General features: G+C 36.4%; 12 protein-coding genes. 6 read left to right on the forward strand and 6 right to left on the reverse strand.

The genetic code is table 11. The features are described from left to right. A partial coding sequence (locus tag ACT3RM_RS14365; RefSeq protein ID WP_444511396.1) for a hypothetical protein occupies positions 1-194 on the forward strand: 194 nt, incomplete at its 5' end. Continuing rightward, a complete protein-coding gene (locus ACT3RM_RS14370) occupies positions 142-1,146 on the forward strand; it encodes a hypothetical protein (RefSeq protein WP_444511397.1) in 1,005 nt (334 codons plus the stop codon). The genes ACT3RM_RS14365 and ACT3RM_RS14370, both read left to right, overlap by 53 nt. 71 nt (positions 1,147-1,217) lie before the next feature. Here the strand turns inward: ACT3RM_RS14370 and ACT3RM_RS14375 are convergent, their stop codons facing one another. The 3 genes from ACT3RM_RS14375 to ACT3RM_RS14385 form a co-directional block, all read right to left on the reverse strand. Beyond that, complete coding sequence (locus ACT3RM_RS14375) at positions 1,218-1,958, reverse strand: adenylate/guanylate cyclase domain-containing protein (RefSeq protein ID WP_444511398.1); 741 nt, start codon at positions 1,956-1,958, stop codon at positions 1,218-1,220. Positions 1,959-2,063: 105 nt separating this feature from the next. Continuing rightward, positions 2,064-2,858: an adenylate/guanylate cyclase domain-containing protein gene (locus ACT3RM_RS14380; protein ID WP_192531618.1), complete on the reverse strand. Its 795-nt coding sequence runs from the start codon at positions 2,856-2,858 to the stop codon at positions 2,064-2,066. Positions 2,859-2,861: 3 nt separating this feature from the next. Further along, on the reverse strand, positions 2,862-3,404 hold the full coding sequence (locus ACT3RM_RS14385) for a Pycsar system effector family protein (RefSeq protein WP_192531619.1): 543 nt from the start codon (positions 3,402-3,404) through the stop codon (positions 2,862-2,864). A gap of 551 nt (positions 3,405-3,955) precedes the next feature. Here ACT3RM_RS14385 and ACT3RM_RS14390 point away from each other — a divergent pair. Genes ACT3RM_RS14390 through hsdR form a run of 3 tightly spaced genes read left to right on the forward strand, consistent with a single transcriptional unit; the run spans position 3,956 to position 9,143 of the window. Beyond that, on the forward strand, positions 3,956-5,422 hold the full coding sequence (locus ACT3RM_RS14390; protein WP_192531620.1) for a class I SAM-dependent DNA methyltransferase: 1,467 nt from the start codon (positions 3,956-3,958) through the stop codon (positions 5,420-5,422). Beyond that, entirely contained in the window at positions 5,422-6,633 is a 1,212-nt protein-coding gene (locus tag ACT3RM_RS14395; protein ID WP_192531621.1) for a restriction endonuclease subunit S, read from the forward strand. The genes ACT3RM_RS14390 and ACT3RM_RS14395 overlap by 1 nt, the downstream gene beginning before the upstream one ends. Beyond that, positions 6,633-9,143, forward strand: coding sequence for an EcoAI/FtnUII family type I restriction enzme subunit R (hsdR, locus tag ACT3RM_RS14400; RefSeq protein WP_192531622.1), 2,511 nt, complete (start codon positions 6,633-6,635; stop codon positions 9,141-9,143). Before ACT3RM_RS14395 ends, hsdR begins: the two co-directional genes overlap by 1 nt. Before the next feature lie 190 nt (positions 9,144-9,333). Here the strand turns inward: hsdR and ACT3RM_RS14405 are convergent, their stop codons facing one another. From ACT3RM_RS14405 to ACT3RM_RS14415, 3 genes are read right to left on the reverse strand one after another with little or no spacing between them, the layout of a single operon-like run. Continuing rightward, the gene (locus ACT3RM_RS14405) at positions 9,334-9,630 is read right to left on the reverse strand and encodes an AcrF10 family anti-CRISPR protein (RefSeq protein ID WP_192531623.1); all 297 of its coding nucleotides are present in this window, start codon (positions 9,628-9,630) and stop codon (positions 9,334-9,336) included. Positions 9,631-9,687: 57 nt separating this feature from the next. Further along, positions 9,688-10,809, reverse strand: coding sequence for an AAA family ATPase (locus ACT3RM_RS14410; protein ID WP_192531624.1), 1,122 nt, complete (start codon positions 10,807-10,809; stop codon positions 9,688-9,690). A 16-nt stretch (positions 10,810-10,825) separates the two neighbouring features. After that, entirely contained in the window at positions 10,826-11,068 is a 243-nt protein-coding gene (locus ACT3RM_RS14415) for a helix-turn-helix transcriptional regulator (RefSeq protein WP_192531625.1), read from the reverse strand. Between the two features lie 117 nt (positions 11,069-11,185). On the opposite strand from ACT3RM_RS14415, the gene ACT3RM_RS14420 reads away from it, so the two are divergent. Then, the gene (locus ACT3RM_RS14420) at positions 11,186-12,124 is read left to right on the forward strand and encodes a hypothetical protein (protein ID WP_444511399.1); all 939 of its coding nucleotides are present in this window, start codon (positions 11,186-11,188) and stop codon (positions 12,122-12,124) included. Positions 12,125-12,711: the final 587 nt, after the last annotated feature.

The raw sequence follows: 12,711 nt of genomic DNA on the forward strand, positions 1-12,711 counted from the left end.
AGTTACAGGATATTTGTCATTCTCTAATGATATTATCAACATGTTTCTTGTGCCAAAATGGTAATTTTATTGGGGATCAAAATTATTCTAATAATAAATTTATTAATTGCTTAGCAGATGTCGCAATTCAATCTGAAACGCGTGAACGATGTACTTCATTTGAAAGAAGGGAGGCTTCTGATGAGAAATATTAAAGCTTTTGCGGCTGTTAGAACTAAATATTATAAAGTTGATAAGGCATACAGCATATTAGATCACTCTAACGCTAATAGGAATGGGTTTACGCGCTCAGCTAACGTCAACCCCGAGTTGAGTATGAACAATGTAGGCTTATATGTAAAAGGTTGTAAGAACGGTTCTCAGGCTCTGGAACAGGCATGTGCTCGCTATAAAGAGATTACGGGTAAAAAAACACGGAAGGATTTTAATTTGCTGTTTGAACATATTGTTATTTTAAGTGAAGAGCAGTATGTAAGAATGGAAAAAAAATACGGTGAAACTAAAGCCAAGCAGCTTGTAGTTAATTACTTACGCAAATATGCTGTGCAAATAAAAAAGGAGTTCGGCTTTGAGCCAATAGGGATTGATTTACATTTAGATGAAGGGCGGTATGAAGAAGGGCGCTTTGTTCGTAATATTCATGCTCACGTGTCCTTTTTTAACTACGACTTTAAGAATAAAGTAGCCCCTTTACGCCATCTTATGTCCAAAGGGAAAAATTCAAAATCAAGAACTCATCAGCTCAATCCAAACTTTGAAAAGATGCAAGATATTGTTGCTAATACATTTAAACCCTTGGGTTTTGAACGAGGTGAGTCAAAAAATGTTACTGGCCGTGAACATCTACAAAAAGAGAAGTTTGTAAAAGAAAAGCTTAATGAAATGACGCAAACAGTCGCAGTACTTAATAGTCGTAATCAAGAGCTTGAAAGCCAGTTAACCTTACAAAAACATAAGTCAGATCAGCTCTCAAATGAAATTCAGATACAAGAAACCAAAAAGAGTTGGTTAGAAAGTAAAATTAGCAATCTTACTAATATGGCCGATGAACTTGAGTTGGCAATTAAAAAGCGCTGTAAAAGAACACTAAGTTTTATTTCTAGGAAAGTAGCAAGCTCGTATAAACCACAGAGTTTCAAAAGATAGCATCATGTGCTTACATGTACTAGCTCACATTTTCTTAATGAAAAGTTTTTCATATTGAAATTAGTGATAATTCAATCGACCGTCCAGTAATAACTCGTGTAGTAATAATCTTCTACAATTCCATTATAGGTATGCTGGCTTTTAAACCACATGTTGTTTTCGTGTTTATATCCAAATTCATCCGTATATTTATGAATCTTTACGTCATCATTTAAATTAAAGTAAACATGGCTCGAAATGCCTATGTGGTATGGTTCTGAAAGTTTATCACCAACTTTAACTGACTTATTTACTGCATTTCCTAACCATACAAGATCACGATTATTACTGCCATGCTTACCAGCTTTAGTGCATAATATTTTGCCGTAATCTAAGCCAATACCAAAATTTAAGGCACTGTATTTCTCTAGTTTCTTTTTTACTTTGGAGTCATCATTGTTTAGCATGTAAACCATTTTCATTGCAGACATAACTGCTGTTGAAAGTGATTGCTTAGTAGTCCCTTGAAAAAATACAAGCATCCCATCGCCATTAAAGCTACGAACACTACCACCTAAGCTATTTGCTATTGAAACAATAGTATGAAAATACGCCATATGAAGTTTTGCAGTGGTTTTCCTATTATGGTTATTCAATAATTTAGTAGACTCTCGCATATCTATATATAGAACAGTAGCCTCAAATCTTAACCCTGTATTCCCAAAAGTAAGTCTACTATCGTCGACATTAGGAACATCAGTAATGTCTGTAACTTCAAAATCGTTATCAATAATTTCAGTTACTTTGTTTTCTATTTTTTCTTTTAAGCTCAATGGATTTTCTCTTATAAATAATTAGATAGTATTGAATTTGCAAATACTCTAAGGAGTAATAAAAATGTCTTTTGTACTATCAATTATATTAATATCAAGTTTTAGCTAATCTGCAGCTAGAATATCGTTTAAGTATTCTGCTCCATGCTGTTTGCACCAAACACTTTCCAATACTCTTGCTGTATTAAATGAAAATTTATCATCATGTGTAAGATCAACTTCGTTCCATAATAAAACAGGCTCATTACAGTCGCATGAGTAGAGAGCTTTATGCGAACTCAAATTTGAATAATACTTATCCGAAACATAAATTTCGTCATTATCAGATAAACTTGCTAATTTAGATGCCATGTTCACAGCTTTACCTGCCCAAACTTCATTATGCATATCTCCTCTGGAGGCACTTTTTCGTAAGCCAATTTTACTTACTATCAATGTAGCTTGGTGAATACCTATATGAACACCAGTATCAACACGTGTTTTATTCGTTACTCTAGTAGTAAATTCTGACTGAATAAAGGTTTTAAAAGTAACAGCAGATGCAAAAGCAGCATGCACTTTATTCGAGTTAAATAAAGCAAAAACGCCATCACCTCTAATGTCTATATATGATGCACCAAACTCTTTAAATAGTCTTATAGCCGTACCAGTAAAAAGAGTATAAGAGCGAGCTGTTGTTCCAGCATGATGCGAAGCGCTCAGTTTTGTAGAGTTTTTCATATCAACATAAACACATACAACGTCTTTAATTTTTAACCATTTAGCTGAGCTTTCACCTGGTATATCATCCACATTCGGGATCTCATCAACTTCATCTGTGAAAACACGAACTTTAAATTTATCTACTTGTCGATTAATTATGTCCCTGAACTTTTCAGGTAACTGATCTTTCCCTATCATTATTTACTCCATAAATTTTATAATACCAATAGAAAGCAAGAAAACTACAACAGCAAAAATGGTACAGTAAGTTGCTAGTTTGAATTTATTATATTTATCCAAGGCGATCTCTGAATTAGTAACTATTTGTTTAGCCAAATCAACCTCAAACTCAGTGAATTCTGTTTTACTGTTTTCGTAATTTAACTTTTTAGCAAGAAGTTTTAAATAGTCATTCGCCCCATATTTAGCAGCATGAGCGAAATACAGGCAGTTATCAGAAGGCGATTTTTCTTTTGGCTTGAACCACTTCTGATTAAGAACAGGCAGAAATGAAGTAAGGCAGATTAATGCAGAGGCAACAGTCAGTACGTATGCAAAAAAAATAAAGCAAGAGGACATACTAGTTACTGTCATTTTATCCAGCACTCTTGTAACTCCCCAGATTATACCGCCATTCAATAAAAGTAATGCCGCATTTTTCTGTTCTGCAAACTTCAACCAGTCATTAATATTCCCAAATATACTATCCAACTTAGCATAAAAATCATCGTTAATATCTGTCAAATTCGTCGAGTTATTGCACATAATTAGCCTTGAAAAATTCAGCATTATAAGATTGTCATGATACCGTCAATTTGGCTGAGAGATATATACTAACGTTTAGCTCGTATATTTTATGGTGGAGTTGTTGACCAAATCTTAATTTTATTATCTCCCTGCATTTTATTAGCTCATTACACCTAATTTAGATTATTAAAGCAACAACCTCTTTTATAGATATTTAATGCTTTGCTACCCTTATGCTAATCAAGGTGTTATTCCTCCTTTACTTTCAATATAATCAGTACAACGCTCAAAGCTGCAATTACTGACTGTGATGTAACAAATGTATTTAGTGCTTTAATAGCAATTTTATTTTTGGCTTAACCGCTTAAAATACAGTAATGTACTGGATAATGTTGATGGGCAAAATAAAACCATCGGTTATGTTGCTCAAGCATGGATGAGAATACTAAATACCACTTAAAGCTTTTAACGCATCTAATAGTAAGTGGATAAAATAATTATATAAACATTTAAATAGGCTCTATAGCTTATGCAGGGATAAAACAATAATGTTTGAACAAACCTTTAAAAACATCGACGACATTTTTCATAAAGACGCAGGCTGCTCTAGCGAATTAGACTACACCGAGCAATCGTCGTGGATGCTATTTTTAAAATACCTTGATGATTTAGAGTTTACAAAGTCTCAGGAAGCCGAGTTAATGGCAGAAGACTACCAATACATTATTGAAGAGAAGTACCGCTGGAGTTCGTGGGCTGCGCCTAAAACCGCTAATGGTGAGTTTGATCACGACAACGCCTTAACTGGTAGCGACTTAATGGATTTCGTTGATGGCGAGCTATTCCCTTACCTTAAAGGTTTTAAGCTACGTGCTAAAAGCCCTGACACCATTGAATACAAAATTGGTGAGATATTTAGTGAAATTAAAAACAAAATTCAAAGTGGCTATTCACTGCGTGATGCGCTCGAAAAAGTAGACGAATTACGTTTTCGTTCACAAGAAGAAAAGCACGAGCTTTCTCACTTGTACGAAGTAAAAATCAAAAACATGGGTAACGCTGGCCGTAACGGGGGCGAATACTACACACCACGCCCATTGATTCGCGCCATGATCGATGTATTACAGCCGCAAATTGGCGAAACCATATACGACGGTGCCGCAGGCTCGGCGGGTTTCTTATGTGAAGCCTACGACTACCTCCGCCAAGGTGGTGCAAGCAACAAGCAGCTTTCAACCAGCGATTTAAAAACCCTGCAAGAAAAAACCTTTTATGCTAAAGAGAAAAAGTCGTTAGCTTACGTTATTGCCATTATGAACATGATTTTGCATGGCATTGAAGCGCCTAACGTTATTCACACCAACACGCTGGGAGAAAACCTACAAGACATTACCCCAAGCAACCAGCACGACATTGTATTAGCTAACCCACCATTTGGTGGTAAAGAGCGTAAAGAAGTTCAGCAAAACTTCCCGATTAAAACCGGTGAAACTGCCTTCTTGTTTTTGCAGCACTTTATCAAAATGCTCAAGCCGGGTGGCCGTGCCGCTATAGTGATTAAAAACACTTTCTTATCGAATACCGATAACGCCGCCATTGCTTTGCGTAAAGAGCTATTAGAAAACTGTAACTTACATACTGTACTCGATTGCCCTGCCAAAACCTTTTTAGGTGCTGGGGTAAAAACCGTCGTATTATTTTTTACTAAAGGGGAACCGACACAAAAAACGTGGTTCTATCAGCTTGAACCTGGCCGCAGCTTGGGTAAAACCAACCCGCTAAACGACAAAGACTTAAAAGAATTTATCGAGTTACAAAAAGGCTTTGAAGACAGTGCTAAGTCTTGGTCATTAGAAATAACTGATATTGACGAAACAACATGGGATTTATCGGTAAAAAATCCGAATCAAGCAAAAGAAGCCCCACTGCGCGAACCGCAAACCATTATTGAAGAAATTATTGCGCTGGATGAAGAAAGCGAAGCAATTCTGGGTAAAATTCAGGAGTTGTTGTGATGGACTGGTATACATCAAAACTTGGTGATGTTTGCGAACTGATAAAGCGGGGTGTTGCTCCTAAGTACTTAGAGGCTGGTGGCATTTGCGTAATCAACCAAAAGTGTATTCGTGATCATGAAGTTAATTATGGCTTAGCTCGGCGTCATGACCTAGTGACAAAGAAAGTGAATGAAGAACGGTACATAAAAATTGGTGATGTCCTTGTAAACTCAACGGGTACAGGTACCTTAGGGCGAGTAGCGCAGATAAGAACTGCTCCACAGGAACCAACAACTGTTGATACACATGTAACAATAGTTAGACCCAAGCCAAATTTATTCCATAATGATTTTTTCGGCTATATGCTGATAAAAATCGAAGATGAAATTACAGCGGCAGGTGAAGGAGCAAGCGGCCAAACCGAATTAGCAAGAACAAAATTAGAAAATGAGTTTATTGTTTCATATCCTGGCTCAATCCTAGAACAAAAGCGCATCGTCACCATTCTCGATCAAGCCTTTGCCGACATTGAACAAGCCCGCGTCAAGACCGAGCAAAACCTCAAAAACGCTCGCGAACTGCTTGAAAGCTATTTGCAGCAAGTGTTTAGCCAGCGTGGTGAGGGGTGGCAGACCTCAAAATTAAATAAAGTTTGTAAGTTGATTAATGGTAGAGCTTATAAAAAACCTGAAATGCTCACAGAGGGGAAGTACCCTCTACTAAGAGTAGGAAACTTTTTTTCAAATAGATCTTGGTATTACTCTGATTTAGAACTTAATGATGATAAATATTGTAATAAAGGAGATCTTCTTTATGCATGGTCTGCTTCATTCGGACCTAGAATATGGGATGGTGGAAAAACTATTTATCATTACCACATATGGAAAGTCGAGGTACAAAAAACTCTAATATGTCGAGATTTCTTATATTATTGGTTCCATTGGGATGCTGAACGAATAAAATCAGAACAAGGGACTGGTTCAACTATGATTCATGTCTCAATGACTTCGATGAATGCGAGAGAAGTTTCATATCCATCGATAAATAAGCAAATGGAGTTAGTGAGAGATCTAAATAAAATAAATCTTTTAGTTTCTGACTTGGAAAAAGTCTATAGCAAGAAATTAAATAACATTGAAGAACTCAAAAAGTCTATCTTACATAAAGCCTTTTCAGGTGAATTAACGAGAACGCTTGAGGGTGAAACAAACAAAGGAGCGGTGGCCTAATGTCACAAGCAAGGACGCGTAACGAAGCCGACACCAGAGCGGATTTAATAGATCCTAAGTTAGTCGCTGCCGGTTGGGGTGAAGTTGATAACAGCTTTATTCGCCGTGAACTGATTTGCCCTGGCCAAATTATGGCCGGTGGTAAACGCGCTAATAAAGTGCCGTGTGATTATGTGCTGGTATACAAAGGCCGCAAGCTTGCAGCAGTCGAAGCCAAAAAAGAAAGCCTGACTTACAGCGAAGGTGTGCGCCAAGCCAAAGACTACGCGCAACGCCTGCAATGCCGTATTGCTTATGCCACCAACGGCCATGAGATTTACCAAATTGATATGCTCACAGGCATTGAGAAGCTGGTAGATGAATACCTGTCTCCGCAAGCGCTTTGGGATTTAACCTTTGAGCAAAAAGGCGATACACCAGAAGCGGATTATACAACCGCTTGGCGTGATGCATTTTCTACCATTCCCTTTGAGGCCAAAGGCGATTGGGCACCGCGTTATTATCAAGAAAATGCCATTCATAATGCCCTAGAAGCTATTGCTCAAGGCAAAAATCGCATCCTGCTAACACTGGCTACCGGTACGGGTAAAACCTGTATTGGTTTTCAAACCGCATGGAAGTTATTTCAAACCCGTTGGAGCCTAACCGCGCAAAAAGACATTAGCCTTGCGAAAAAGCGCCCACGTATTTTGTTTTTGGCCGACCGTAATATTTTAGCCAATCAAGCGTTTAACGATTTTGGCTCATTTGGTGAAGACGCCATTGTGCGCATCACCCCTGAAGATATTCGTAAACGAGGCGGCGTGCCGAAAAATGCTAGCGTATTTTTTACAATTTTTCATACCCTTATGTGTGGGCCTAAAACCGAACTAAATAAAGCCACAACAGAAGAGGATGAAAATACACCAATCAAAAAGGCAGAAAACCCGTATTACGAGCAATACCCAGCTGACTTTTTTGATTTAATTATTATTGATGAGTGTCACCGTGGTGGTGCGAACGATGAAAGTGCATGGCGTGATATTCTTAATTACTTTGCCCCTGCTGTGCAACTGGGTTTAACCGCAACACCCAAACGCACCGATAATGCCGATACTTATGGCTACTTTGGCGAACCCGTTTACAGTTATACCCTTAAAGAAGGCATTAACGATGGCTTTTTAACGCCATTTAAAGTGTTACCGATTGTTGGCACTATGGATGAGTACAAGTACATAGAGGGGGATGGTGTTGTTGTAAAAGGCGATCCTGAGCCAGGTAAACTGTATAAAGAAGGTGACTTTAACCGCATTATTACCATACCTCAGCGCGAAGAGCGCCGTGTACAGTATTGGATGGATCGCTTTAATCCTAAAGAAAAAACTATCGTGTTTTGTTCAACACAAGTTCATGCCGGTATGGTGCGCGATTTTATTAATCAGTACGCAGTAAAAAAAGGCTGGACCACCAACACTAACTATTGTGTTCGTGTTACCGCTAACGATGGTGTTGCGGGTGAAAACGATTTAAAAACCTTTTGTGATAACGAAAAAACCATTCCGACAATTCTAACTACATCACGCAAACTCTCTACTGGTGTAGATGCACGTAATGTTCGCAATATTGTGCTTATGCGCCCTTGTAACAACATGATTGAGTTTAAACAGATCATAGGCCGAGGTACTCGTACATACGATGGCAAAGACTACTTTACCATTTACGATTTTGTAAAAGCCCATCATAACTTTGCTGACCCAGCTTGGGATGGAGAGCCTATACCTAGCGAAGTATGCCCTGAGTGCGGCACAACTCCATGCCAATGTGAAGACACTGGTGGCGATGGTGCCGGTGAAAAGAAACCGTGCAAGGTGTGTGAACAAAAGCCATGTGTTTGTGAAAAGCCAGAGCCTGAAGGCTGTGAAAAATGTGGCGAAAGACCATGTGTGTGTGAAAAGCTCGAAATAAAGCTCTCAGACGGCCGTACACGACAAATTAAGCATATTTCCTCAGCAATGTACTGGAGCGCTGAAGGGAAGCCCATTACAGCTAAAGAGTTTGTTGAACGTATGTTTGACGACTTACCACGCTTTTTTGAAAACGAAGACCAACTACGCGAAATCTGGAGCGACCCAACCACTCGCGAAAAGTTATTAGAAGATTTAACTGAAGCGGGCTACGACAGTGAAAAGCTCGATAGCATGAAGGCCGTAATCGACGCTCAAGACAGCGATGTATACGATGTTTTATCCTACGTAGCGTATGCCTCAGAGGCACAAACACGCACTGAGCGAGCTCAACAAGCAAAACCTAAAATAAACTCTGCTTTTAGCGATTATAAACAACAAGAGTTTATAAACTTTATATTAAGTAAATACATTGAAGACGGCGTGCAAGAACTGGCTCCTAAAAAAATGCGTAGCTTAGTAGAGCTTAAATACAACACCATTAATGACGCCGCTATTGAGTTTGGATCACCAGCTGCGATACGCGATACGTTTATAGGTTTTCAGAAGTATTTGTATGCACGATAGTTAAATTTATAAAAATAGGTATATAAATTATTACTTACTCTTACCCTTGCTTAAGCAAGGGTAAGAGTAAGTAATAATCTGAATACGAATAGGGAAGTTTATTTTCAGTCGTATATATAACGTGAATCTAAAAATGAAATGTATTAGTTGTTTTTTCAATAGCACAGGCATTTCCTGTGCTAAGTCAGATTCAATCTAATTGTAATGATTTTTCGACAGCTTCGATTACTTCATGAAACGGAACATAATCAATAGACGGCATAAGTGAAGGTTTATCGCTCATATCGAATACAGAACAAAGTTCACTCTCCATATTAATACAAATATTACTATCCGTTGTTTCTATAGATTCAAAATCACCATCGTTATCGTAGTTGATGTTCTCTGACAACTCGACAGTACCTTTATCAGTTACAAGATCGAATGTTACTACGTCAAAATCAGTGATAGTTTCGATACGTGCATTTTCAATGTAGAATTTAGTCATTATAAGTTTCGTCTTTTTGAGTTTATCTTTGGTGTAGTAATAAAGCATACTCACTCATTAAGTTATTAGTGAGTATGCTTTATTTCGCCCAGATTTCTGCTCTAATATTTTACCTTCGTTTATTAATTCTCTGCATGAGAAAGAGATATTTTTCTTTATAGTACTGATGTTTAATTTTGGCATTTTAGATTTGAATGCATCATTTAAATCTGATTGTTCTACATACTCTTTATCTGAATCCTTTAAGAAAGAAACAATAAAATCTTTTGCGCAATTGTTCGAGTTTTTCGCTGTTTTTTGAACACTTGTTACTTCATCAAGTACTAAAGTTGTGAGTGTATTTCCAAAGTTATCCTCTATACCTAAAGATTTTTCACTAAAGTCGAGCATATGAGACACATCTGTTGATGAGTCTTTTGATTTAGTTAAGCTTAGCTTTGTTGAAATTTTTTCTTCCGTGTCAGATGAATTTCGTTTTTCTCTTTTCGTTTCTATTATGAAATCAACGTTTCCGTAAAGAGCGGTACTGCCCCTATATTTGCCTTCTTTATTTTTGTGATGAATATTCAGCACTGTTATATTGTGTTGTTCAGAGATTTCTTTGCAAGTGTTTATATACCTGGCGATATCCCCTGCGTTGTTTTCATCAATACCAGCACTACATTGTGAAAATGTATCTATTACTAGTAGCTTTGGACTTTCATCGAAAGTATTTTTTAATTCATCAAGTAAGTCGTGTAGCATTTCTACCTCTTGCTGAATTAACATTGCAATAGGGCGATTAACTGTAACTATTTTATCTTCAACATTTGTATTATGTTTATCTTCAATAGCTTTTATTCTTTTTGGAAAACTGTTTGAGCCTTCTGCGCATATAATGACAACAGGCCCTTTATTTACGCGAAGATCGCCAAAAGGTTTTCCCGTAGCAAGATTAAAAGCCCACTGCGCTACTAAAAAAGATTTTAAATCTTGCGAGTCACCAAAAATAAAGCCTACGGAACGGCTCGGAACATAACCCTCGATTAACCATTCAGTCCCGTTTTTCCATCCTAGACTACCGAAAGAGAGTGCCAGTGGGCTCTTAATTTTTTTTCTTAAATTTACGATTTTTGTCCACAAAATAAGTTCTTTGCAAGATATTAGCTTTTTGAAAGTACCGCTAACAAAACGTTTCATAATAAATATCCTCTTATCAAATTCGATTAATAGTTTTTTTTGCGGTGATGATTACTTTTGGAGTTTTATCTTTCATTTCAGAAAGCTTGTGTTCAACCCATTGATCAATTGCACATCTAGGCCACAACCTTCTTCTTCCAATTCGAATACTTTGTGGAATATCGATTCCATCCCCACCTTTGTTTATTGTGTTGTAAATTTGTGCTCTACTTGTGCGAAGAAAAATTGCTAATTCATCAGCTGTGAGTAATTTATCCATGTCATTTATTTCATATTTAGTTGATGTTGCGATGTGGGTATTCTTTCAGAGATGATAAAAAATAACTGAGGCATAATTTAGGGTGATTTTGCCCAAACTTTTTTCGTGGGATGTGGTATGTACAAAATATTAGGTAGTATAAGAACACAGTACTGGTATTGGTTTATTCGCGATTGTTTGATTAAAAATGAATTAAAAGAGTGTACAGATAGCAAGAGAAAAGAGAGGTTGGTCAGGCAAAATAAAAACGCAGCTCTTACTTCTATTTATTCTAGTGTAAAAATGGGAAATGAATTAAAGGTGTTATCACCTTATTTAAACTTAGATTCAGAATTTACAAATAATGGTAATCAATATCGTTATGGTACAAGGGTAGTACAAGAAAATACGATCAAACTTGTTGAACAAGCTGTACCAGGCAGTCAATTAGCTCATCAGAATGGTCCTAGCGGTTTATTTACAGTACTTGAAGCGCAAAGTTTAGTTAGTTCTTCAAATATTATAGCAAAAGAGCTTCTGAAGGTTTTAAAGTCTAAAGAAGAGCTTTTATCTAATGATAAAGAGCTGGCTAGATTCGAAGAAATTTTATCTTCTCGGGTTAGGCTTAATATTTTTGGTGGGACAATTAAATTACTTAATACTTTAGAAGATATAATCGAATTTCTGTTCCCGCTAAATGAATGGAGTAAATTTATAAGTGTAGTAATTACAAATAAAGTGGAAGTGAATGATATTGAGGCCGAAAATCTTTTAAACCCGAAATACTTTGATTTGAAAACTATCTTTCCAATAGTAATTAGCTTTGCTTTTATTAAAGCCAAATATTTTGATAAAATTCATTATTTATCAAAGGTTTGTTATCAAGAGAGATACTTAACTTTTTTAAATAAGAGTTTTCTAATTAATGAAAAACTCTGGAACTTTGAACCTCCTAAAACTGATGAAATAGTAAAAGAGCAATCGATATTGATTGAAGGAGAAGCTAGTATGAAACACCTGTTCCATCAGGCTTATAACTTAGCAAACCCTGTATTTTTTAAAGATTCGTGTTTTTAATTCTTAATGATAAAGAATTATAGCCAGAATGCCGTTATTGTCACACCAGATAAATGTGGTATGTCTAATTAACTACTTAACTTACCTAGAGAGTAAATATTATTACATTAAAGTGATAATTGACTTCTTAAAACCTAGGGACAATAATGGGACACAGGGACAATTAAATAGGGTTAACTTAAGTTAGCTCTATTTAGCCCGAGTTAACGAAGTTCCAAGACTATAGGATAATAACACTTAAATTATAGACTACGTATTAGCCCTCCGGAAGCTAAGTTGCAGGTTCGATTCCTGCCGAGAGCGCCATTTTCTTCAATTCTTGCAATATCAATACTGCATTATTATTTTAGCTTTTAATATACCTTCTCAGCATCTCTTTTGAATTACACCTAGCTGTAATACTTTCTTTTTAAATATATTAAAGTAGTTTTCAATTTTTATATTTTTTAACTAGCTTACTTTGGATAATTTTATTATATGAACAATAAGGTGGTTAAATTGTAATTGATAATAATTATCATCTTTGTTATTGTTTTGAAATATTCATATTACTTTAAATTGATTTAATCGATTTGATACTAAGTTTT

Origin of the sequence: Pseudoalteromonas sp. AOP7-A1-14 (assembly GCF_052376275.1) — a bacterium.
Taxonomy (GTDB): Bacteria; Pseudomonadota; Gammaproteobacteria; order Enterobacterales; family Alteromonadaceae; genus Pseudoalteromonas.

Excerpts from the sequence above, each read along its gene's own strand:
- ACT3RM_RS14380 (WP_192531618.1), bottom strand. The coding sequence starts at position 2,858 with ATGATAGGGAAAGATCAGTTACCTGAAAAGTTCAGGGACATAATTAAT.
- ACT3RM_RS14390 (WP_192531620.1), top strand. The coding sequence starts at position 3,956 with ATGTTTGAACAAACCTTTAAAAACATCGACGACATTTTTCATAAAGAC.
- ACT3RM_RS14395 (WP_192531621.1), top strand. The coding sequence starts at position 5,422 with ATGGACTGGTATACATCAAAACTTGGTGATGTTTGCGAACTGATAAAG.
- hsdR (WP_192531622.1), top strand. The coding sequence starts at position 6,633 with ATGTCACAAGCAAGGACGCGTAACGAAGCCGACACCAGAGCGGATTTA.
- ACT3RM_RS14405 (WP_192531623.1), bottom strand. The coding sequence starts at position 9,630 with ATGACTAAATTCTACATTGAAAATGCACGTATCGAAACTATCACTGAT.
- ACT3RM_RS14410 (WP_192531624.1), bottom strand. The coding sequence starts at position 10,809 with ATGAAACGTTTTGTTAGCGGTACTTTCAAAAAGCTAATATCTTGCAAA.
- ACT3RM_RS14415 (WP_192531625.1), bottom strand. The coding sequence starts at position 11,068 with ATGGATAAATTACTCACAGCTGATGAATTAGCAATTTTTCTTCGCACA.
- ACT3RM_RS14420 (WP_444511399.1), top strand. The coding sequence starts at position 11,186 with ATGTACAAAATATTAGGTAGTATAAGAACACAGTACTGGTATTGGTTT.